A 22,604-nucleotide genomic window follows, 5' to 3' on the forward strand; every position below is an offset into this window, starting at 1 on the left:
TAAAAGTATAAAAAAGAATGTATTAAAAATTGTTTTCAACTATAAAACAAACTAAAAGCTACAGATTTATATCAGCTCTTACCCCAACCACCCTTCTCTATCTAAACTACGATATTGAATTGCTTCGGTAATATGTGACCCTTTTATATGAGGACTAGCTTCTAAATCAGCTATTGTCCTAGAAACTTTCAAAATCCTATCATAAGCACGTGCTGATAGATTTAAACGTTCCATAGCTGTTTTTAATAAATTTTTAGACATATCATCCAATTCGCAATATTTTCTAATTTGCTTTACATTCATTTGCGCATTATAATGAACAGATTTCGAGCTCTCAAAACGAGAAGTCTGTATGCTTCTAGCTCTAGTAACCCGTTCTCTGATTGAAACGGATGACTCACCTTTACGAGAATCGGACAACTTCTCAAATGGAACTGGTGTCACTTCAATATGAATATCTATTCTATCCAATAAAGGTCCAGAAACCTTGCTAAGATAACGCTGCATCTCTGCTGGAGAAGATGTTACTGGTGCATCAGGATCGTTAAAATACCCACTAGGACTTGGATTCATACTAGCCACCAACATAAAAGATGAAGGATACGTAACGGTAAACTTAGCTCTAGAAATAGTCACCTCACGATCTTCAAGTGGTTGACGCATAACCTCTAAAACTTCTCGCTTAAATTCTGGTAGTTCATCTAAGAACAAAACGCCGTTATGTGACATTGAAATTTCTCCTGGCTGTGGGTAGCTTCCCCCACCGACCAAAGCAACATTTGAAATTGTGTGATGAGGACTTCTAAACGGTCGCTGAGACATTAAACCTGTATTATCTTTTAAACGACCAACAACAGAATGTATCTTTGTCGTTTCTAAAGCCTCCTCCAACGTCATAGGTGGTAAAATACTTGGTAAACGTTTTGCTAACATGGTTTTACCTGCACCTGGTGGTCCTATTAATATAATATTATGACCACCGGCTGCTGCTATTTCCATACAGCGTTTAATACCTTCTTGCCCTTTAACATCGGCAAAATCAAATTCAGGAAAATTTAGACTTTTATTAAATTCTTCTTTAACATCAATTATTAATTGCTCTAAAGGCTCACCTTTATCAAAAAAGTTAATCACTTCGGTAATTGTTTCAACCCCATATACTTCCAAACCTGTTACAATAGCTGCTTCTTTAGCATTCTGAGAGGGCAAAATAAAACCCTTAAAACCCTCCTCTTTAGCTTTTATTGCAATTGGTAAAGCACCTTTTATTGGTTGTAAAGTTCCATCCAATGATAATTCTCCCATGATTAAAAATTTTTCTAAATCATCGGTTTGGATTTGATTAGTTGCAGCTAATATTCCCATGGCCAACGTTAAATCGTAAGCACTTCCCTCCTTACGCAAATCGGCTGGAGACATATTAATAATAATTTTCTTCCCAGGAATTTTAAATCCGTTATTTTGAAGTGCTGCTGCTATACGATAATTACTTTCTTTAATAGCATTATCTGGCAACCCTACTAAATGATACCCTATTCCTTTATCAACATTTACCTCTACTGTGATGGTCGTTGCTTCAACTCCAAAAACAGCACTTCCAAAAACTTTTTTAAGCATAATTCATTGATTTTCTTAAAAGTATAAAAAAAACAATGAATACCATAGAAACAAAAAAGAATATAAAATTTGATACAGTTAACGCTTTATAGAAAAGTCTTAAGCAATTAGGAATGTCTTCTAAACAGATTTTATTTATATTTGGTATTCTATCAAAATAATTAAACGATGAACAAAGCACCATTTATAAAAGACTTAAAACTTCCTGCCATTGCAGCACCAATGTTTTTGATTTCTGGACCAAAACTAGTTATTGAATGTTGTAAAAATGGCATAGTTGGTACGTTTCCTGCTTTAAATCAAAGAACTAGCGAAGGTTTTGAAGAATGGCTAATTGAAATAAAAACAGCACTTGCTGAGTTTGAATCTGAAACAGGTAAAAAAGCGGCTCCTTTTGGTGTTAACCTTATTGTTCACAATACTAATCCGAGAGTACAAGCCGATTTAGAACTCTGCATTAAACATAAAGTTCCATTAATTATTACATCGTTAGGAGCTGTTTCAGAATTAGTAGAAGCCGTTCATAGTTATGGAGGTCTTGTTTTTCATGATATTATTAAAAAACGTCATGCTGAAAAAGCTGCCGAAGCAGGTGTTGATGGATTAATACTCGTTTCTGCTGGAGCTGGCGGGCACGCCGGTACTATAAATCCGATGCCTTTAGTAGCTGAAATTAAAAAATTCTTCCATAAAACCATTTTGCTTTCGGGCTGCATTAGCACGGGACGTGATATTGCTTCAGCATTACAAATGGGTGCCGATCTAGCTTATATGGGAACTCGCTTTATTAATACTCAAGAAAGCAAAGCTCCTAAAGAATATCGGGATATGATAATAGATGCCGGTGCTGACGATATTGTTTATACTGCAGCTATTTCTGGAGTAGCAGCAAACTTTTTAGGTCCGAGTATTAAAGCAATGGGGATTACAGAAGACATGCTAAAACGTGAAAAGAAAGTTGATTTTGGAAGTGAATTAACAGCCCATAAAGATGATGCTAAAGCTTGGGCTACTATTTGGTCTGCAGGACAGGGTGTTACTAATATTAAGAATGCTCCACATGTATCCAAACTAATAGAAGAACTTAAAAGCGAATTTATTTCCGCTATAGAAGAACAGCAAAAACTTTTAGCACGCTATAAATAAACAACAGATTAGTAGTTAGGTTTTATTACGAATAAACTCTAAAGTTCTGAGCTCATTGTAATAATACCCGCCTTTTTTAATGAAGCCAACATGACCTCCATGTTTAGGCATTTCTAAGAACAAATTTGGATTATTAATAGCCTCTTTTACAGGATAACATTCGGGAGATAGAAACGAATCATTTAACGCGTTTATAATAAGCGTTGGGATTTTAATATTGGAAACAAACTGTAACGAACTACTTTTAGCATAATAATCAGCTCCATTTTTAAATCCATGCGCTTTGGATGTATAAAAATCATCAAAATCATGTAACGTTTTAATCTGTTTTAAATCTTCTTTAGAAATTTTATCGGCGTGATTTTGAGCTTTAAGTTCTAATTTATGAATTAGGTTTCTTTTAAATTTTTGATGGAAAGCTATATTCTTTAATTTATGTAATTCTTTAGCAGATCCCGCAAGAAAACATGGTACCGAAACCGCAATACCTCCCTTAATTTCACTTGGTATGTCAGATGGGTTTTCCCCTAAATATTTCAAAGTAATATTTCCACCTAGACTAAAGCCTTTTATATATATATCAGAATATGATTTTGTTTTAAGAATATGAGAAATTACAACTTGTAAATCTGCTGTTTCACCAGAATGATACGAACGAAAAAGCACGTTATCAGAACCACTACAACCTCTATAGTTTACAGAAACAGCATCTATATCATGTTCATTACAAATATTAGCTGTGCCCGTTATATACGGTCGTTGTGCGCTGCCTTCTAATCCATGAAGCAATATGATTAGTGTTTTTGTTTTCGTACCAGAAAAACTCCAGTCTAAATCTATAAAATCGGTATCTGGTAATGTTAAGCGTTCACGTTTTTGATTTTCATGTTTAACATTTCTAAATAGTCCAGAATAAACTGTAGAAATAAATCCTTTTCTGAAAAAATACGGTGCTTTATATGTCGATTCTATTACTGGCATATTAATTTATCTCTAAATTGGTAAATTCAAATTTCTCCCCATTAAACAACCCTTTATCACTTAACTTAAGATTTGGTATAACCAATAAAGCCATAAAACTCAATGTCATATATGGGGCTTGTAATGTACTACCCAATTGTTTAGCTACTTTATCCAACTTTCCATATGCATCGCCAATGGTTTTTGCATCTTGATCACTCATAATCCCAGCAACAGGAAGTGGAACAATATGATTGTCCGAATTCGTTACAGCACAAATACCACCTTTATTTTCTATAATAGTATTTACAGCCTTACAAATAGCGTCATCTGACACCCCAACAGCTATAATATTATGCGAATCATGTCCTACGGAACTAGCTATGGCACCTGATTTTAATCCGAAATTCTTAATAAATGCTAATGCAGGCTTATCATCATTATAGCGATTTACAACCGTCATTTTTAAGATGTCTGTTTCTGGGTTTGAAATAAGGTTACCTTCCTCTATATGTGCGTCTGCAATCAATTCGTTAGTTACTAACTGCCCTTCTAAAGCTTCAATAACACGTATTTTCTTAGCGGTAGATCTTACTTTAAAATCAGAAACTACTTTTTTATTTGTATTGAAATTGTTTAGTATTTCAAATTTTGTATGTGGTATTAGAGATTGTCCCTCATCAAAAACAACAGCACCATTTATAACGGTCATTAACGTTTTAAAATTTATTAAATCGGATACGATTATAAAATCTGCTGCATCCTCTACTTGCAATAAACCAACAGGTAAATTATAATGCTTGACAGGATTCACACAAGCCATTTCTAGTATTTGAAATATATCAAAACCTTTTGCTACAGCACGAGCACATAGCTGATTAATATGACCAAGCATTAAATCATCTGGATGTTTATCATCACTACAAAACATCATCTCTTTATGATACTCTGGAATTAAATTTATTAAAGCTTCAAAATTCTTGGCTGCACTTCCCTCTCGGATTATGACTTTCATACCTTTCTGAAGTTTTTCTAAACCTTCTTCATAAGTAAAACATTCATGATCTGTAGTTATACCTGCTCCGATATATTTTGATAAATCATCACCTCGTAATCCTGGTGCATGACCATCAACTGGTTTATTGTAATGCTTTGCCCAAGCTATTTTTTTAAGAACTTCTTCATCATCAAATAACACACCAGGATAGTTCATCATTTCAGCTAAATAAGCTATATCCGGATTTGCTAATAAGCTTTTAATACCTTCAGAGTCTATAACTGCCCCTGCAGATTCAAAAGTTGTTGCAGGAACACAAGATGGAGCTCCAAAATTAAATTTAAAAGGAGTTTGTTTGCCATTTTTAATCATAAATTCAACACCCTCAACACCTAAAACATTCGCTATTTCATGCGGGTCTGACACTGTTGCAACTGTACCATGATTAACCGCAATTCTTGCAAACTCACTTGGTACTAACATTGAACTTTCAATATGAATATGCGCATCAACAAACCCTGGTAATATATATTGTTTAACGTTATGCGAGCTCTCATTAATAGCGCTTATTTTACCATCTTCGACACAAATTTCTCCTGGAAAAATGCGCTTGTTTGGAATATCAACAATCTGACCTTGAATTTTCATAAAGTTTGTATTTAAACTGGTATAAATTTAAAAGAAAAAAGCGAGAATATATCTCGCCTTTTTTAATAGCTATTACTGTTTTTGTTTAAACCTTTTTATACCATTTCTAAGCCATTCATAATATTCTTCAGCATCCGGTGTATAGCCAACAGGCTTACTTATATCATTCCCATCAGCATCTTGAATAACATAAAGTGGTTGCGCATTGGTGTTGTAACGCACTTGCTGAAACTCTAACCATTTATGACCATAGGTTTTTACATTATTTCCTGTTAATTCGGACTTATATTGTTCATCTTTTGGTAATTTATCACGGTCATCAACATATAACGATATCAATACTATATCATTATTTAAAACATTAAAAACGTGTTCATCAACCCAAACCTGTTCTTCCATTTTTCTACAATTTACACAAGTTATTCCTGTAAAATCTAGCATAACAGGCTTATTTACTTTTTTCGCATAAGCTAAACCCTGATCGTAATCATGAAATGCTATTAAGTTATTCGGTCCATAATGCGCATGCTTAGGAAGTTTTGTTACGCTATTAGTCCCTGAAAAAGCAACAGGTTTACTATTACCTACACCGTACGGCGATTCGCTATTTGTACTCATTGGCGGTGGAAAACCACTAATAATTTCTACTGGTGCTCCCCATAGTCCAGGAATCATGTAAACAGTAAATGACAAAGCTACTAAGGCCATACACAAACGTCCTACTGAAATATGTGGTAAAGGGGAATCGTGAGGTAATTTAATTTTTCCTAATAGATATAAACCTAGAGTACCAAAAATAGCAATCCAAATAGCTAAAAACACTTCTCTTGTTAATAAATGCCATTCTAATACCAAATCTACCATGGATAAAAACTTGAAAGCAAAAGCTAACTCTAAAAACCCTAGAACCACTTTTACTGTATTTAACCATCCACCAGATTTAGGCATAGAGTTCAGCCAACTAGGAAAGAAAGCAAATAAAGCAAAAGGCAATGCAATTGCAGAAGAGAAACCAAGCATACTAATAATTGGGGCTATTCCGCCTTTTGTTGCGGCATCTAACAAGGCTGTACCAGCAATTGGAAAAGTGCATGAAAATGAAACAACAGCTAATGCTAGTGCCATAAAGAATATACCAACAACACCACCTCTATTAGCACCACTATCCACTTTGTTTACCCAAGAGTTTGGCAGCATGATCTCAAAAGCACCTAAAAATGAAACAGCAAAAATTATCAACGCTACAAACATGATAACATTAAAAACCACACCTGTTGAAAATTCATACATAGCATTACTTCCAAAAATAGCTGAAATAGCTGTTCCTAATAATGTATAAATAACAATAATGAAAAAACCATATAATAATGCATTTCTTATTCCTTGGGCACGTGTTTTACTTTGTTTCGTAAAGAAACTCACCGTCATAGGTATCATTGGAAAAACACAAGGCGTTAATAATACTAAAAAACCTAAAAAGAAAGATGTGAAAAATATTTTAAATAAACCTTTAGATTCTTCAGCTGATTCCTTTACCGGAGGGGAATTATTAGTTGTTATAACAGGCTCTGTTGTATTAGATATAATATCTGAAAGTGCCGTAGAATTAGTTGTAAGCCCTGTATCTGATGTATTAGAACCTTCTAAGTTAAAAGTAACTGTTTTTTGAGGATATATACAACGCGCATCATCACAAACCTGAAAAGCTATATCAACTGTAAATGTTTTTAGATTAGGATTTATTAGCTCTATTTTTTGAGTAAAAACAGCTTCATTATCAAAAAAGTTTAAATCCATTTCAAAAACCGGATCGTAAGCGGTTATATAATCACTTTCTTGAACACCTCCAATTAGTTTAAAGTTTTCAGTTTTATCTACAGAACTAAAAACAAATTCTGTAGGTATTGGCCCGCCATCTGGTAGGTCTTGAGAATATAAATGCCAATGCTCCTCAATACTGGCATTGAAAATTAAATTATATTCCGTTTCCGATAGTTTTTCAACACTACCTGTCCATTCCACAGGGTTTAACACTTGTGCTTTTACTGAAAAGAAAGCAATACAAAGTGTTATAAATAAAATTAATTTACGATTCATTATGAAGACTAATTTTTAATATATTTTTTGTTTTGTTAGTTACTCTAAATTGATTATCAGCTCGTAATCCAATAAGCCACACAATTTCTGATTCAGAATATAAAAACCAAACTTGTTCTTTTTCTAAAAGTGATAATTTTTCATCTTTAAAATATTTACTCACCTTCTTTTTTCCAGACATCCCAAAAGGGTAAAAATAGGCTCCTTTTTCCCATTTACTAACCCTTAACGGATAATTTAACAAATCTTTATCAACAAATATCGTACTTGAGGATGACTCTGTTATTTTCGTTACAGTTTCAAAGGTTAGTACTGCATTAGAAAAGTCAAGCTTAGCATCTGTTTCTGCTATTAAAAAACCAGTCGATTCAACAGGTGTTGAAATTTCAGAAACAATCAAAAACTCTCGATCTTTTAATAATCTATGAGTATTAGAAACCACAAACTTCCCTGATTGAGCAGTTAACAATCCGTACACATCATCCCACTCTGTAAAATTAAATACTTTAAGTAACTGGTATAAATAAGCTTTAGGATTAGCGTATTTTAACAACTTAGCAATCTCTAATTTCAATATACCATCACTTTCTTTTTCAACATCATGACGAACTGCATTAACCCTGTCATTTATAATTGCTGTAGCATCCTGCAAATACCCTTGTGTTTTTTGAAAACTCTGAAGCAATTGAGGATTCATCTCTTTTAAAATTGGAATTACATCATGACGTAACTTATTACGCAGATATTTAGTTGAAGCATTACTACTATCATCTCGCCAAGAAATTTGATTACTTTCTGCATATTCTTTTAAATCCAATCGGGAAAAAGGCAGCAACGGACGTACAAGTAAATGGTTTGTTTCTGGAATACCGGTAAGTCCTTCCAGTCCTGTACCGCGCATAAGATTTATAAAAAAAGTTTCTAAATTATCATCAGCGTGATGTCCTGTTAATATATAGTCAAAATTTAATTGTTGCGCTAATTCATTAAACCAATTATAACGCAATTCACGTGCAGCCATTTGAATTGATAAATTATTATGAGTTGCATATTTTGCGGTATCAAAATGCTCTATAAATAATTCTAAATCTAGCTTTTCAGCTAATTCAAAAACAAATTGTTCATCGGTATCGCTTTCAGAACCCCGCAAATTAAAGTTGCAGTGAGCAAGTGTAATATTCAAATTTAAACTGCTGCATAAATACGCCAAAACAACACTATCAACACCTCCTGAAATGGCAATCAATAACTTTGATTTCATTAAAAAAGGCAGCTTATTTTGAATATGATAATCAAAATCTACTTGAATATTTTTAGTCATAACTCACAAACTTAAACTGATTTTAACAAACAACACAAAAACCTTAAAATCAATTAATTAAACATCAATACTTCATGCATAGCTTTAGATTTAACCAAGCATTCTTCATACTCGTTTTCGGGAATACTTTTTGCTGTTATAGCACCACCAACCGAAAACGAAACATACTTAGCTTCTGCGTTGTAAAGTATACTACGAATCACCACATTAAAATCGAAATCTCCACCTGGTGTAAAGTACCCAACAGCTCCCGAATACACACCTCGTTTAGTAGCTTCTAAATTTTCAATAATAGTCATAGCTGAAATTTTAGGTGCACCTGTCATGCTTCCCATTGGAAATGTTGATTCAATAATATCGACAGGATTTGTTTCGTTTGACACTTTACTTTCTATAGTTGAAACCATTTGATGAACTTGTTTAAAACTATAAATTTTACATAATTCAGGAACTTGAACACTACCCTTCAAGGCTGTCTTAGATAAATCATTTCTTACCAAATCGACAATCATAATATTTTCACTCCGCTCCTTTTCATCTGATTCTAACTTTTGTTTAAGTCTTAAATCTTCTAACGCATTATCTGAACGTTTTGCAGTTCCTTTTATCGGTTGCGAAATTATAGTCTGTTCTGTTTTCTTTATGTAGCGCTCCGGAGAAGCCGATAAGACATACTTACCATCCAATTTAAAATATGTTGCAAATGGTGGTTTAGAAATATCGTTTAACTTATTATAAATTCCCAAAGGATCAATTTTTACATTTTCAGCATAAAACTCCTGACAAAAATTAGCTTCATAAATATCTCCTCGATAAATATGTGCTAAAACTTGATTAACCTTACTGAGGTAAACATCTTTTGATAGCCTACTTTTTATATTAATATTCTCCGCCTTAATTGGTGATACATCTCCTTCTAAAGGTAACTTTACCGATTGAATACTTTCTAAATCTATACTAAACTCATCATCTACCATGTTCAAGTAACACATTTCTACTTGATTATCTTTAAAGAAGAATATTTTTTTGGGTTGAAAAAAGCATAAGTCAGGAAATTCTAATCCGTCAAAATTTTCAGATTTTAATTGTTCTGTAGCATTTTTTAAATCGTAGGTTAAATATCCAAACAACCAATCATCTACATGCGATTGGTATTCCTTTAACTTATGAAATGCATTAACATAATCCGTTTCAATACTTGTAAAAGCATCAACAGCTAATACAGCATCATAGGTACTATGTGTTTGGTTATAACTATTAGAATCTAACCATAAAACTTCACGAAATTGCTGACTCCAAGCCAATAATTGTGACTTAAAGGCTTGTATATTTTGAGGCTGATATGTGTATGTTTTTCTCAACAAAATGTTATTTACAAATTACCGAAATTTTCACTGGATAAAAAAGCACAATAAGCGTTCTTATAAACACATATTTATAAAGTTTCTATGCCATAAAGCATAAGACGTATAAAACATTTACCTTTGTAGTCTAAAACAGAAACTTTTGGACACTATTACATTTCAAGATTTAAAATTAAACACGCCTTTATACAACGCTATTGACGATTTAGGCTTTTCACATCCAACCCCAATTCAAGCTGAAGCTTTTAATGTAGTTGCATCTGGAACAGACGTAGTTGGTATAGCACAAACAGGAACTGGTAAAACATTTGCCTATATGCTTCCTGTATTAAGAAATTTAAAATACTCAGAGCAAGAAAGCCCACGTGTATTAGTATTGGTACCTACTAGAGAACTAGTTGTACAAGTAGTAGATGAAATTGAAAAATTAGCTAAATATATAAATGTTCGTGTTTTAGGAGTTTATGGAGGTGTTAATATTAACGCTCAAAAACGTGCTGTAGCTGAAGGTTTAGATATTATTGTGGCTACACCTGGCCGTTTATACGATTTAGCTGTTAGCCGTGTATTACAACTAAAAACTATTCAAAAATTAATAATTGACGAGGTAGATGTTATGCTTGACTTAGGTTTTAGACATCAATTAGTCAACATTTTTGATATTCTTCCGGCTAAACGTCAAAACATTATGTTTTCAGCAACTATGACTGAAGATGTAGATGAATTGATAAATAGCTTTTTTACAGCTCCAAAACGTGTGTCTATAGCCGTTTCCGGTACTCCGTTAGAGAATATTTCACAGCACAAATATGCTGTACCTAACTTTTATACTAAATTAAATTTATTACGTAATTTGTTAAGTGATTCTGAAACTTACAATAAGGTATTAATTTTTGTAGCTTTTAAGAAAATGGCAGACCGCCTGTTTGAGGCTTTAGATGAAAGCTATCACGATGAATTATGTGTAATCCACTCCAATAAAACTCAAAATTACCGTTTACGAAGTATAGAGCAGTTTAGATCTGGTGAAAACCGTATTCTAGTTGCCACCGATGTCATGGCTCGTGGTTTAGATATTGACAACGTATCACATGTTATAAATTTTGACACACCAAACTTCCCAGAAAACTACATGCACCGAATAGGTAGAACTGGTCGTGCTGAACGTGAAGGTCAAGCTTTATTATTTTATACAGAAAAAGAACAAGAAGGTTTAGAGCGTATAGAAAATCTTATGCAGATGGAAATACCTGCCTTAGAGATACCCGAAGATGTTAAGATTTCTACAGAATTGCTTGAAGAAGAACGTCCAAAAATTCTAGAACGTAATAATCCAACTAAATTAAGCACAGAAGACGCTCCTGGCCCAGCTTTCCATGAAAAGAAAGAAAAGAACAAAAAAGAAAATTTAGGAGGTTCTTACAAATACAAAATTGCAGCGAAATACAAAAAACCTAAAACAAGAGGTGATAAAAATTATAATAAACGTAACAAAAAATAAATCTAATTTATTGAATACGTTTTCCTACGGTAATAAACGACAATCCTTGTTGCCCTAAAGTAGAATTCATAACACCTTCAAACAATGGTTCGGGGGTGTTTTTCTTTTTCTTCCATTCAAATATAAAATTGGAACCTGTTCCGCCTTCAATATCTAATTCACTGATAATAGCTTCTGTAGTTTCTAAAGGTGCTAAATAAATAGGTTTATCAAAATAAGCACGAATTAATTGCCCATGAGCATCGTAATATTTTGCACTTACCACATAAATCGTGTCGGTATCACTCGTATTACGTATACTAGCCATAGCCGTTAAGTTATGAGTTTTATGTTGCGACATACTGTATATTTGAGAATAAATAGATAAATATGTTTTTCCTGTTTCTAATGAATCTTTAGGATTTAAAACAACACTTCGTTTATTCCAATTTTCAGAATCAAACGTTTCTGCGTTGTGTTTCTCATTACAGGAAAATAGACTTAAAAAAACCAGAAATAATATACTACAAATACGTCCCATAAACTTAATTAATCAGTTAGCAATATACAAAATAGCCTATTTAACATCCATAAAAAGTCTCAAAAATTAGTTTTAACATAATTGAGATTTCAAATTTACACCAAAACCATAAACTATTTAAAAGTAAAAAGCCACTTCAAAAATGAAGTGGCTTTTAAAATATCTATAAATAATGCTTACACATGTAAGGCACGATTATCAGTTGCCGCTAAAGCAGCTTCTTTAATAGCTTCTGTAAATGTTGGATGCGCATGAGACATACGTGAAACATCTTCGGCAGACGCTCTGTATTCCATAGCAACAACAGCTTCAGCAATCATATCTGCTGCACGAGCACCAACCATATGAACACCTAAAATTTCATCAGTAGTTTTATCTGCTAATACTTTAACAAAACCATCCAAGTCCTTACTTGCACGACTACGTCCTAAAGCACGCATAGGAAACTGACCAACTTTGTATTCTACACCTGCTTCTTTTAATTGCGCTTCTGTTTTACCAACAGCTGCAACTTCAGGCCAAGTATAAACTACACCAGGAATTAAGTTATAATCAATATGTGGCTTCTGACCAGCAATAGTTTCTGCAACAAAAACACCTTCTTCTTCAGCTTTGTGAGCTAACATAGCACCTTTAATAACATCACCAATAGCGTAAATGTTTTTAGCACTTGTCTGTAAGTGTTCGTTAACTTCTACTTGACCACGTTCATTTAATGCAACACCCGCAGCTTCTGCATTTAAGCCATCAGTATAAGGGCGACGACCAACAGATACTAAGCAGTAATCGCCAGTAAATGTTACTTCTTCTCCTTTTTTATTATCAGCTTTAACAATAACTTCATCACCAACACGCTCAACAGACTTAACTTTATGAGACGTATTAATTTTGAATTTTTGTTTCTTTAAAACTTTATTTAATTCCTTAGAAAGACCTGCATCCATAGTAGGGATAATACGATCCATAAACTCAACCACAGACACTTCTGCACCTAACCTTTTATAAACCTGACCTAACTCTAAACCAATTACACCACCACCAATTACAATTAAATGCTTTGGAATTTCTTTAAGCTTTAAAGCTTCTGTTGATGTAATAATACGCTCTTTATCGATATTGATAAATGGTAAATTAGAAGGTTTACTACCAGTAGCAATAATGGTGTTTTTAGCCTCTATTTCAACATCTTCCTCTCCTTTAATACTGATATGCGTAGCATCTTTAAAGCTACCCATACCTTGATAAACATCTACATTATTCTTCTTCATTAAGAATTCAACACCACCCGAAGTCTGATCAACAACCGATTGCTTACGCGCTATCATTTGTTTTAGATTAACTTTTATTTCACCAGGGATATCAATACCGTGCTCTTCAAAATGCTTAACAGCATCTTCATAATGATGACTCGAATCTAATAACGCTTTACTTGGAATACAGCCTACATTCAGACAAGTTCCACCAAGGTTTGCATATTTTTCTATAATTGCCGTTTTTAAACCTAGTTGAGCGCAACGAATTGCTGCTACATACCCACCAGGTCCCGAGCCAATAATGGCTACATCATATGAATTCATATAATTGTTTTCTTAAAGTTAGAAAGATGATTATTGACATGTTTTTCATGCCGTTTTTAATAATTAACACAAAAATACAAATGTTTTTATCGGTAAACAACAAAAAACGACGTCAGAATTTAAAAAAAAGAAATACATTAAAAAGCAAAAAAAAGGGCAACACTTATCAAAATAAGGCTGCCCAATTTAAGTTACTCCCTCAAATAATAGCATTACAAATATGGTGCAATACCAATATTAATACAATACTCAATTTGAGTAATTTTACATAAAAAAGTGATTGTTTTTAATCATCCCTACCAATTCACCGGTACTTGATACTTTTAATTTTTTCAAAATATTACGACGGTGCGTATCAACAGTATTAGAACTTATACATAGCTTTTCAGCTATTTCTTTACTAGTTTTATTTAAAATTAATAAACGCAAAACATCCCGTTCTCTATTACTCAACCCGCCTGTTAGTAGCTGTTGCGAATAGTTATTAAAATACTTAGTTATATATTCATTGTGAGAATTAAGCAATTTAGCTGTAACCGTAATAGGCATTTTAATTTGAGAATCTAACACCGTATAATGAGCCAACCCGATTATTGGCTTCATACTTGCATCAAACTCTAAAGGCGTGGTATTTTGAACTATATTCACATACACATTTTCAGCATTTTTTATACGGTAATTCCAAGTATAACTCATACGATACCTATCTTCTAATGAAATTTCATTAAGAGTAAAAACCATTAAATCATTAAGACCTTTTAACCATAACTCAACGTCATCTGGATGAATTCGTTTCCAAAAATCACGCATACCACCATTCAATAAAAGACTCTTATTCAAGCCTAAGCATGCGGTCATGTTTTTACTAACAAACTCAAAAGTTAGTTTCTGTGTATTGGTTATGCAGAAAAAAGTAGAACTATAGGGTAGATATAAATCAGATTCCATAATTTTTTTAATATGAGAATCCAACTCGGGATGCGCATAGGATTGGAAAATATCATGATATATTTCCTGGATATTTTTATAAACCATTTCAAAAATGTTTAAAGGAGACTTATGGTGATGAATTAAATTTACGGAAATTATTTTAAATGCTTAACATCATCTAAAATCCACTCAACTTCTGGGTCTTTAGCATTAAAAACATCTTTAAATGTGGGAACGATATAAACATCTGGTTTTATCCCATAACCATCTGGCGTTACTTTATAGGGTGCTTCAATTTGCATTAATCCCATACGAACTTTCACCAAACTGTTAGGTAATTCATAAACCCTAAAAAGCCCTGCTACTGTACCATTATATGCACCCCCCGTTTCTTCACCTACAAAAGTTGCTAGATTATTCGCTTGAATATTAGTCGCCAAGATAGATGATGCAGAAAATGACTTACCATTAATCAATACATATAACTTTCCTTTAAAATTTGTTGGAAATGGCGACTTAGTATTGGCATACTTAAATTTATAATACAATTTATCATCAATTTTTTTTGTCTTTAACAGGTTGTGAGTAATAATTATTGGCGACAAAACACCGGCTACAATTTTCAATCCTAATGGATTACTATTACTCATAGCAAAAACCATATAAGGAATACGACTTGTAACCTCACTGCTATTAATAAACTGAAAATCAGTCTGAGACAAATACCTGTATAGATAGTAAATTTCAGCTATGCGTCCTCCCCCATTATCACGTAAATCTAAAATAAGATTAGGTATTTTTAACGAATCTAGTTGCTGAAAAACATCTTTGTAAAATGTTCTATAATTACCATTATTAAAGCTGCGAATCTTAATCATAGCAAGGGTGCTATCGGCATCTACAAAATTAAAATTACGCGTGTATTGATCTTTATTTGATTCATAACCAAACACTTTATCTTTTAGACGTTTCTCTTTCGCCTGCTTTTTTTGCGCTAATTTCTCCTCTTTAGTTAATCGCACTACTTCCGGGCTGTCTATTTTTTGATTTAGTGTATCTTTTTTAACGTAAGAAGAGTCTTTAGGTACACGTCTAAAGGTTTTAGAGAATATGGAATCACTCTTTTTAAATGTCACCAATAAGCTATCTAAAAACCCTTTGTCTCGCGCATATAGTTTTAAAAACGAAGACCCTAATTGCCTGTCATAAAGTGTTGTATTGAAACCATCTGACGCATATTGATTCTGATATTTAGCAATTAATGTTTCAACCGGCTCATTAGCTATATCAAACACCTGGCTTCCTATTAACAAGGAATCTCGTTTATATTTACTAACCCAAAGTTTTTTATCAATATACTGAAACTCTAAATCGTAAAACTCAAAACGTTCCTTTCGTAACTCTATACGTTCTTTTTTGGTATACTGAATCTGAGGAGGAATTGCCCCAATATGTCCTTGTTTAACCTCCCGTAACACAGGAGCCAATTTTTCGTAAAAATCATGACTTGACAAAGGGATATTTATGGATACTTTAAGGCTATCAAATTTAAAGTCTAAATCTTCCTTTGAAATATATTGATAAAGCCTAGGATGGTGTTTTTGTAACTGACTATAAACAGCATCAACATCTTCGTGTAAAGCATCTATGCTGTGCTTATTCCTAACTACATCATTGTGTTTTTCAACACTTTTACAAGAATGAAATAAAAGAAAAAGCACAAAAAAACAACGGTAAAACAGCTTCATAATAGATTTCGATAATTAAACACCTAAATACGTTCTTATTTTTAAAAAAGAAAAATGCATTATGATAAAATTTACAATTATTTCCTAGATTGTAATGGCCGTTGTATGTTTTACTTCATTAATAACAAACATACTATGAGTACTACCTATATGACTAATAGAGGTTAACTTCTTCACCATAAACTCTCTAAAATCAGTCATATCCTGAACCAAAACTTTTAACAAATAATCATAATCACCACTAATATGAAAACACTCTGTAACCTCCTCCAAATTAGCCACTTCTCGCTCAAACTTAACAATATTATCTTGCGTATGCTGAACCAGTTTTATATGACAAAATGCTATAAAACTTCTATCGACCTTTTGCTTATCCACCAAAGCAACATATTGCGCAATAACACCTTCGCGTTCAAGCTTCCTAATTCGCTCATATACAGCAGTAACAGAGAGGTTTAATTTATTTGAAAGCTCTTTATTCGTTTGCTTAGCATCTTCTTGAAGAAACTGTAATAATTTTAAATCGGTGACATCAAAATTCATAGTTTGAAAATTTTTCGTTTAAACAACAATTATAACACTATTTAATGAAAATAAAACTACCAATTTTAAATAAACCAATTTTATATTCTAAACATTCACACATATATTGATATATTATCTAATATTGTTGATATTTACCATATTATTAATTTATAAAATAACTGTAATGGCATTTAAACCAGCAAATAACATTCAAGACTTACAATACTTTGGTGAATTCGGAGGCGTTAATCCGTCCATATCAGATTCTTCAACATATACATTTTTATCAGCAAAAACAATGTTTGATACCTTTGAGGGGAATGCTGATGGTTGCTACTTATACTCTAGGCATTCTACACCTTCAAATTTATATTTAGGGGAAGCTTTAGCTGCTATGGAAGGTACAGAAACAGCCAATGTTACCGCTTCAGGAATGGGTGCTATTACACCAGTTATAATGCAACTTTGTACTGCTGGAGACCATGTAGTTTCTAGCCGAACAATCTACGGAGGTACTTATGCCTTTTTAAAGAATTTTGCTCCGAAACTAAATATACAAACAAGTTTTGTAGATATTACTAAATTAGAAACGGTTGAAGCTGCTATTACAAAAAACACTAAAATTTTGTACTGTGAGACTGTTAGTAATCCATTGTTAGAGGTTGCAGATATTGCAGCCTTATCTAAATTAGCAAAAAAACACAATCTAAAACTAGTCGTAGACAACACCTTTTCTCCATTATCAGTATCACCTGTTCAGTTAGGAGCCGATGTTGTGATACATAGTTTAACAAAATTCATAAACGGCTCTAGTGACACTGTTGGTGGCGTTGTTTGCGGTACTCAAGAATTTATTGATGACCTGAGAAATGTAAATGATGGCGCATGTATGCTACTAGGATCTACGATGGATAGTTTACGTGCAGCATCGGTACTAAAAAATCTTAGAACACTACATATTAGAATGCAGCAACATAGTCATAATGCTAGCTATTTGGCCGAAAAATTTGAAGCCGATGGTTTAAAAACAGTTTATCCAGGCTTAGCATCGCATCCTTCTCATAAACTTTTTAAAAGTATGATGAATGATAAATATGGTTATGGTGGTATGTTAACTGTTGATGTTGGATCATTAGATAAAGCAAATGCCCTAATGGAACTTATGCAAGAAAAAAATCTAGGATACCTAGCAGTAAGTTTAGGTTTCTATAAAACGCTCTTTTCCGCACCTGGAAGTTCTACTTCTTCTGAAATTCCTGAAGATGAACAAAAAGAAATGGGATTAAGCGACGGGTTGATTAGATTTTCTATTGGTTTAGATGCCGATATTGAACGCACTTATGAAACAATGCGTAATTGTATGGAATCTTTAAACATTCTATAATACACGTATTTACATTATAAAAAAGAGGAACTCCAAAAAACGAGTTCCTTTTTTTATGCCTCAAATTCTATACTATTTAATGTTTCAACAAACAGGAATGTGAAATTAGCATTTGCATACTTTAGACGAAAATCGTAACATTACAATCCTAACGAAACTAACTTTTAAGATGCAGGACGATAAAAATCTATCTGATATAGAAATCGAAGACCAAACAATTATAGACAATAAGGAGTTAAGTATTTGGGAAGCATTGATCCCTGTAGTTCTTTTAATGATGATGTTAGCTTATAACATCTTTTTTGCTGATGGTGAAGCTTTAGGCGAATATTCAAACCAACTTATTTTACTTCTTGGAGCTGGAGCTGCTGCTATAGTTGGCTTTTTTAACAAAGTCCCTTTACAACGTATGGGGAAAGAGGTTTGGGAAAATCTTCGCAGTGTATTTGTCCCTATTTTAATTTTATTTTTGGTGGGTGCATTAGCAGGTACTTGGCTAATTAGCGGAGTAATTCCTGCCATGGTATATTATGGTTTACAAGTATTAAGTCCTAGCATATTTTTACCTGCGTCTGTTATAATTTGTGCGGTTATTTCTATTGCTACGGGTAGCTCATGGACAACATCAGCTACAGTTGGTATTGCATTAATTGGTATTGGTAGCGCCTTAGGCATTCCTACAGGTATGATTGCTGGTGCTGCTATTTCGGGTGCCTATTTTGGTGATAAAATGTCTCCTTTAAGTGACACCACAAACCTTGCTCCTGCTATGGCGGGAACAGATTTATTTACACATATTCGCTACATGGCTCTTACCACTGTACCAACAGTATTGATTACCTTAATAGCTTTCTCAATCATGAGCATGTCTATTGATACAACAGGTACAGCCGACCTAACAAGTTTACTTGTAAGTATCGAAAACACATTTAATATTACACCTTTATTATTTATAGTTCCACTTGTTGTAATTGCTTTAATTCTATTAAAAACAAAACCTTTAGCAGCTTTAGGTGTGGGCGTGCTTTTAGCAGCTGTATTTGCTTTTATATTTCAGCCTAGCATACTTGATAGTTTAAGCGATTCTAAACTAAGTGCAACTATAAATGCCATATTAACCAATACACAAATTACCACAGATAATGAAAAACTAAATGATTTATTTTCAGCTGGTGGTATGCAAGGCATGATTTGGACTATACTACTTATATGCTGCGCCATGTTTTTTGGTGGGGTTATGGATGCTATCGGTGCTTTGGCACGAATAACTAAGGTTTTATTATCATTTGCTACTTCTGTATTTGGTTTATTTGCTAGCACGGTAATCAGTTGCTTAGGATTAAACACCATTGCTAGTGATCAATATTTAGCAATAGTTATCCCTGGTAAAATGTTTAAAAAAGCTTACGAGAATAAAAACTTGGCTCCTGAAAACTTAAGTAGGACATTAGAGGACTCAGGAACTGTAACCTCTGTATTAATCCCATGGAACACTTGTGGAGCCTACCAAAGTAGCGTTCTTGGAGTATCTGTAGCAGATTATTTTGTTTTTGCCATTTTCAATTGGTTGAGCCCTTTTATGACACTACTCTTTGCTGCTCTTAACATTAAAATCAGACAACTTACTTCCAAATAGCAATTAACTATTGGTTTTTAATTTAACTATAAGTTTTAACTATACTTAAATAAGGAATTAAAATTTCAAATCTAATTTTAAACAAGTGCTTGTGCTTATATTTGCATTAAAGAAATTTAACAACCATTAAAAATATAAAAACATGGCATTTGTAGGAAAAAAATTCCCAGATTTAAACGTTGACGCAATGAATGAAATGGGCGATACTTTTAAAGTAAACGTTCTAGAAGAAGCAGTTAACAACAAGAAAAAAGTAGTATTATTTTGGTACCCAAAAGATTTTACTTTTGTATGTCCAACAGAATTACATGCATTCCAAGCAGCAGTTGCTGAATTTGAAAAACGTAACACAATTGTAATTGGTGCATCATGCGATACTCCTGAAGTACATTTTGCATGGTTAAACACTGCAAAAGACAATGGTGGTATTGAAGGTGTAACTTACCCAATTCTTGCTGATAGCAACAGAAACTTATCTAGTGTTTTAGGTATCCTAGATATTACTAATGAGGTTTTTGATGAAGAAACAGGAACTGTACAAGTTGAAGGTGACAATGTAACTTACAGAGCTACATACATCATTGATGAAGATGGAATTGTACAACATGAAAGCATCAACAATATGCCATTAGGTAGAAACGTAGGTGAATACATCCGTTTAGTAGACGCTTTAACACACGTACAAGAAAAAGGTGAGGTTTGTCCAGCTAACTGGGAAGAAGGAAAAGAAGCTATGCAAGCAAACGCTAAAGGTACTGCTGAATATTTAGCATCTCACTAATTAATTACCCAAAGTACTTCAATTTAGTATAATAAATTTCTAATTAAGTCTTTCCTACAACATCAAGGAAAGACTTAAATTAGAGTCAAAAAAAAAGAAAATCATGTTACAGGAATTAGATAAAGATAATTTACAAGATATTATTAACGAAAATGGTACAGTAGTAGTACAATATTCAGCTACTTGGTGTGGTAATTGCCGCATTATGAAGCCTAAATTTAAGAAGTTAGCTACTGAACACGAAGGCGCGACTTTTGTTATTGCTGATGCTGAAAAGTTTCCAGAAAGCAGAAAGTTAGCAACCGTTGATAACTTACCAACTTTTGCAACATTTAAAAACGGAGAATTTGTTGGACAACAACAAACTAACAAATTTGATGTCCTTAAAGAACTAGTTGATAACGTAATCTAAATTATTTATGAAACTACCTGTAATAAAGCACTTAACACAATTCATTGAAGAAAACGATGAAGATTTTGTAATTGAAACTATTGAAACACTAGAAGCACTAACAGAAGTACCTTCATTAAAGGATGATGAATTAGATGTTATTGGTGAATTAATTTCAAATATGTACGGCGCTATTGAAGTTCAAAAGATGGTTAAAGACGGTACCCCAAAGAAAGAAGCCCTAAACAGCTTCATGAAACGAGTATTAGGTTCTATTGATAAATAAAAAACCACCTAAAAATATATTGTAAAGCCTTTAAGTTGTTAACTTAAAGGCTTTACTGTTTTTACACTTTTTTATAGCATTAAAATAGAACGCAACCTTAAATTTAATTCTCTTAAAAAAGCCTAAATTAAAATCTAATTATTGAATATTATCCTTATTTTTATACAAACTAAAATTTAAAATAATTATGGCTACAGTAACCTTAAACGGTAATAAATTAGAAACTTTAGGTAATCTTCCAGAACCAGGAACAAAAGCACCTAACTTTAAGTTAACAGCAACCGATTTAGGCAGTAAAACCTTAGAGGATTTTGCAGGTAAAAAACTAGTATTAAATATATTCCCAAGTGTAGATACCGGTACTTGTGCGGCATCGGTTAGACAATTCAATCAAGAAGCTAGCGAACTAGAAAACACCAATGTTTTATGTATTTCTCGCGATTTACCTTTTGCATTAGGAAGATTTTGCGCTGCTGAAGGCTTAGAAAATGTAGTTTCACTTTCAGATTTCAAAGATCATAGCTTTGGAAAAAACTATGGTGTTACATTCACTTCAGGTTCTTTAGAAGGTTTGTTATCAAGAAGCGTTGTAGTTGTTAATGAATCTGGGCAAGTTATTCATGCCGAACAAGTTCAAGAAACAGCAGACGAACCAAATTACAAGGCTGCCTTAGAGGCCTTACAAGATGCTTAAAAAAGAATCGTTTATTACAAACCGATTACTAAGCGTAAAATATGCTGCAAAAGGCGCTTTTATACTAGTAACAACTGAAGCTAGTATAAAAGTGCAATTTTGTATTGGAATTATCATGACCATTGCTGGTTTTTATTTCCAGATTTCAACCACAGAATGGCTTATTCAAACACTAACTATTGGGCTTATTATGGCTCTAGAAGCCGTGAATACAGCCATTGAGGAAATTGCGAATTTTGTTCATCCAAACTATCATAAGAAAATAGGCCTCATTAAAGACCTTTCTGCTGGAGCTGTTTTTATTTTCGCCATAACAGCTGTTATAATTGGTGGTATTATATATATTCCTAAGGTTTTTTAAATAGAAAATAGCTATAGGATAAACGCGAACTATTTGTATTTTTGTAGACATATTAATCTGTGATAAATTCAGATTTAACAGCAAATACTTATATTTATAAAATAACCTTTTCTGCAATCA

General features: G+C 33.0%; 20 protein-coding genes. 9 read left to right on the plus strand and 11 right to left on the minus strand.

The genetic code is table 11. The annotated features are described in order from the left end of the window. Window positions 1-78: 78 nt before the first annotated feature. Entirely contained in the window at window positions 79-1,617 is a 1,539-nt protein-coding gene (locus tag ACW5R3_RS08650; RefSeq protein WP_456576612.1) for a YifB family Mg chelatase-like AAA ATPase, read from the minus strand. 168 nt (window positions 1,618-1,785) lie between these two features. Between ACW5R3_RS08650 and ACW5R3_RS08655 the strand changes: the two genes are divergently transcribed. Further along, window positions 1,786-2,763: an NAD(P)H-dependent flavin oxidoreductase gene (locus ACW5R3_RS08655; RefSeq protein ID WP_456576613.1), complete on the plus strand. Its 978-nt coding sequence runs from the start codon at window positions 1,786-1,788 to the stop codon at window positions 2,761-2,763. Window positions 2,764-2,778: 15 nt separating this feature from the next. Here the strand turns inward: ACW5R3_RS08655 and ACW5R3_RS08660 are convergent, their stop codons facing one another. The 5 genes from ACW5R3_RS08660 to ACW5R3_RS08680 all read right to left on the minus strand — a co-directional run bounded on the left by ACW5R3_RS08660 (window position 2,779) and on the right by ACW5R3_RS08680 (window position 10,147). Then, window positions 2,779-3,744 (minus strand): YheT family hydrolase, encoded by a 966-nt coding sequence (locus tag ACW5R3_RS08660; RefSeq protein ID WP_456576614.1) that lies wholly within the window; start codon window positions 3,742-3,744, stop codon window positions 2,779-2,781. Window position 3,745: 1 nt separating this feature from the next. Continuing rightward, complete coding sequence (gene ade / locus ACW5R3_RS08665) at window positions 3,746-5,368, minus strand: adenine deaminase (protein WP_456576615.1); 1,623 nt, start codon at window positions 5,366-5,368, stop codon at window positions 3,746-3,748. 72 nt (window positions 5,369-5,440) lie between these two features. After that, complete coding sequence (locus ACW5R3_RS08670; protein ID WP_456576616.1) at window positions 5,441-7,465, minus strand: protein-disulfide reductase DsbD family protein; 2,025 nt, start codon at window positions 7,463-7,465, stop codon at window positions 5,441-5,443. Further along, window positions 7,455-8,786, minus strand: a complete 1,332-nt coding sequence (gene tilS, locus ACW5R3_RS08675; RefSeq protein ID WP_456576617.1) for a tRNA lysidine(34) synthetase TilS — start codon at window positions 8,784-8,786, stop codon at window positions 7,455-7,457. Before tilS ends, ACW5R3_RS08670 begins: the two co-directional genes overlap by 11 nt. A 53-nt stretch (window positions 8,787-8,839) precedes the next feature. After that, complete coding sequence (locus ACW5R3_RS08680; RefSeq protein WP_456576618.1) at window positions 8,840-10,147, minus strand: anthranilate synthase component I family protein; 1,308 nt, start codon at window positions 10,145-10,147, stop codon at window positions 8,840-8,842. Between the two features lie 154 nt (window positions 10,148-10,301). Here ACW5R3_RS08680 and ACW5R3_RS08685 point away from each other — a divergent pair, with 154 nt between their 5' ends. Further along, window positions 10,302-11,651: a DEAD/DEAH box helicase gene (locus tag ACW5R3_RS08685; RefSeq protein WP_456578826.1), complete on the plus strand. Its 1,350-nt coding sequence runs from the start codon at window positions 10,302-10,304 to the stop codon at window positions 11,649-11,651. A gap of 7 nt (window positions 11,652-11,658) precedes the next feature. Here the strand turns inward: ACW5R3_RS08685 and ACW5R3_RS08690 are convergent, their stop codons facing one another. The 5 genes from ACW5R3_RS08690 to ACW5R3_RS08710 form a co-directional block, all read right to left on the minus strand. Continuing rightward, a complete protein-coding gene (locus ACW5R3_RS08690) occupies window positions 11,659-12,171 on the minus strand; it encodes a DUF3124 domain-containing protein (RefSeq protein WP_456576619.1) in 513 nt (170 codons plus the stop codon). Window positions 12,172-12,347: 176 nt separating this feature from the next. Further along, on the minus strand, window positions 12,348-13,748 hold the full coding sequence (gene lpdA / locus ACW5R3_RS08695) for a dihydrolipoyl dehydrogenase (RefSeq protein ID WP_456576620.1): 1,401 nt from the start codon (window positions 13,746-13,748) through the stop codon (window positions 12,348-12,350). Between the two features lie 264 nt (window positions 13,749-14,012). Continuing rightward, window positions 14,013-14,783, minus strand: a complete 771-nt coding sequence (locus ACW5R3_RS08700; protein ID WP_456576621.1) for a response regulator transcription factor — start codon at window positions 14,781-14,783, stop codon at window positions 14,013-14,015. Between the two features lie 50 nt (window positions 14,784-14,833). Then, the gene (locus ACW5R3_RS08705; RefSeq protein ID WP_456576622.1) at window positions 14,834-16,426 is read right to left on the minus strand and encodes a S41 family peptidase; all 1,593 of its coding nucleotides are present in this window, start codon (window positions 16,424-16,426) and stop codon (window positions 14,834-14,836) included. 84 nt (window positions 16,427-16,510) lie between these two features. After that, window positions 16,511-16,969: an Lrp/AsnC family transcriptional regulator gene (locus tag ACW5R3_RS08710; protein ID WP_456576623.1), complete on the minus strand. Its 459-nt coding sequence runs from the start codon at window positions 16,967-16,969 to the stop codon at window positions 16,511-16,513. A 166-nt stretch (window positions 16,970-17,135) separates the two neighbouring features. Between ACW5R3_RS08710 and ACW5R3_RS08715 the strand changes: the two genes are divergently transcribed. From ACW5R3_RS08715 to ACW5R3_RS08745, 7 genes are all read left to right on the plus strand, one after another. Next, complete coding sequence (locus tag ACW5R3_RS08715) at window positions 17,136-18,335, plus strand: aminotransferase class I/II-fold pyridoxal phosphate-dependent enzyme (RefSeq protein ID WP_456576624.1); 1,200 nt, start codon at window positions 17,136-17,138, stop codon at window positions 18,333-18,335. Between the two features lie 169 nt (window positions 18,336-18,504). Continuing rightward, complete coding sequence (gene nhaC, locus ACW5R3_RS08720; RefSeq protein WP_456576625.1) at window positions 18,505-19,971, plus strand: Na+/H+ antiporter NhaC; 1,467 nt, start codon at window positions 18,505-18,507, stop codon at window positions 19,969-19,971. A 142-nt stretch (window positions 19,972-20,113) separates the two neighbouring features. Beyond that, window positions 20,114-20,752, plus strand: coding sequence for a redoxin domain-containing protein (locus tag ACW5R3_RS08725; protein WP_456576626.1), 639 nt, complete (start codon window positions 20,114-20,116; stop codon window positions 20,750-20,752). Between the two features lie 103 nt (window positions 20,753-20,855). Beyond that, on the plus strand, window positions 20,856-21,164 hold the full coding sequence (locus tag ACW5R3_RS08730) for a thioredoxin family protein (RefSeq protein ID WP_456576627.1): 309 nt from the start codon (window positions 20,856-20,858) through the stop codon (window positions 21,162-21,164). Window positions 21,165-21,171: 7 nt separating this feature from the next. Continuing rightward, entirely contained in the window at window positions 21,172-21,429 is a 258-nt protein-coding gene (locus tag ACW5R3_RS08735) for a DUF6952 family protein (RefSeq protein WP_456576628.1), read from the plus strand. 187 nt (window positions 21,430-21,616) lie between these two features. Continuing rightward, window positions 21,617-22,123: a thiol peroxidase gene (gene tpx, locus ACW5R3_RS08740; RefSeq protein ID WP_456576629.1), complete on the plus strand. Its 507-nt coding sequence runs from the start codon at window positions 21,617-21,619 to the stop codon at window positions 22,121-22,123. Further along, window positions 22,116-22,484, plus strand: coding sequence for a diacylglycerol kinase (locus ACW5R3_RS08745; RefSeq protein WP_456576630.1), 369 nt, complete (start codon window positions 22,116-22,118; stop codon window positions 22,482-22,484). Before tpx ends, ACW5R3_RS08745 begins: the two co-directional genes overlap by 8 nt. Window positions 22,485-22,604 lie beyond the last annotated feature (120 nt).

The sequence above is a fragment of the Algorimicrobium bowmanii genome (genome assembly GCF_054031195.1).

What these genes read in the sequence shown, in the direction of transcription:
- ACW5R3_RS08710 (WP_456576623.1), bottom strand. Translation starts at nt 16,969, where the DNA reads ATGAATTTTGATGTCACCGATTTAAAATTATTACAGTTTCTTCAAGAA.
- ACW5R3_RS08735 (WP_456576628.1), top strand. Translation starts at nt 21,172, where the DNA reads ATGAAACTACCTGTAATAAAGCACTTAACACAATTCATTGAAGAAAAC.
- ACW5R3_RS08725 (WP_456576626.1), top strand. Translation starts at nt 20,114, where the DNA reads ATGGCATTTGTAGGAAAAAAATTCCCAGATTTAAACGTTGACGCAATG.
- ade (WP_456576615.1), bottom strand. Translation starts at nt 5,368, where the DNA reads ATGAAAATTCAAGGTCAGATTGTTGATATTCCAAACAAGCGCATTTTT.
- tilS (WP_456576617.1), bottom strand. Translation starts at nt 8,786, where the DNA reads ATGACTAAAAATATTCAAGTAGATTTTGATTATCATATTCAAAATAAG.
- ACW5R3_RS08655 (WP_456576613.1), top strand. Translation starts at nt 1,786, where the DNA reads ATGAACAAAGCACCATTTATAAAAGACTTAAAACTTCCTGCCATTGCA.
- nhaC (WP_456576625.1), top strand. Translation starts at nt 18,505, where the DNA reads ATGCAGGACGATAAAAATCTATCTGATATAGAAATCGAAGACCAAACA.
- lpdA (WP_456576620.1), bottom strand. Translation starts at nt 13,748, where the DNA reads ATGAATTCATATGATGTAGCCATTATTGGCTCGGGACCTGGTGGGTAT.
- ACW5R3_RS08705 (WP_456576622.1), bottom strand. Translation starts at nt 16,426, where the DNA reads ATGAAGCTGTTTTACCGTTGTTTTTTTGTGCTTTTTCTTTTATTTCAT.
- ACW5R3_RS08730 (WP_456576627.1), top strand. Translation starts at nt 20,856, where the DNA reads ATGTTACAGGAATTAGATAAAGATAATTTACAAGATATTATTAACGAA.
- ACW5R3_RS08670 (WP_456576616.1), bottom strand. Translation starts at nt 7,465, where the DNA reads ATGAATCGTAAATTAATTTTATTTATAACACTTTGTATTGCTTTCTTT.
- ACW5R3_RS08660 (WP_456576614.1), bottom strand. Translation starts at nt 3,744, where the DNA reads ATGCCAGTAATAGAATCGACATATAAAGCACCGTATTTTTTCAGAAAA.
- ACW5R3_RS08700 (WP_456576621.1), bottom strand. Translation starts at nt 14,783, where the DNA reads ATGGTTTATAAAAATATCCAGGAAATATATCATGATATTTTCCAATCC.
- ACW5R3_RS08715 (WP_456576624.1), top strand. Translation starts at nt 17,136, where the DNA reads ATGGCATTTAAACCAGCAAATAACATTCAAGACTTACAATACTTTGGT.
- ACW5R3_RS08745 (WP_456576630.1), top strand. Translation starts at nt 22,116, where the DNA reads ATGCTTAAAAAAGAATCGTTTATTACAAACCGATTACTAAGCGTAAAA.
- tpx (WP_456576629.1), top strand. Translation starts at nt 21,617, where the DNA reads ATGGCTACAGTAACCTTAAACGGTAATAAATTAGAAACTTTAGGTAAT.
- ACW5R3_RS08690 (WP_456576619.1), bottom strand. Translation starts at nt 12,171, where the DNA reads ATGGGACGTATTTGTAGTATATTATTTCTGGTTTTTTTAAGTCTATTT.
- ACW5R3_RS08650 (WP_456576612.1), bottom strand. Translation starts at nt 1,617, where the DNA reads ATGCTTAAAAAAGTTTTTGGAAGTGCTGTTTTTGGAGTTGAAGCAACG.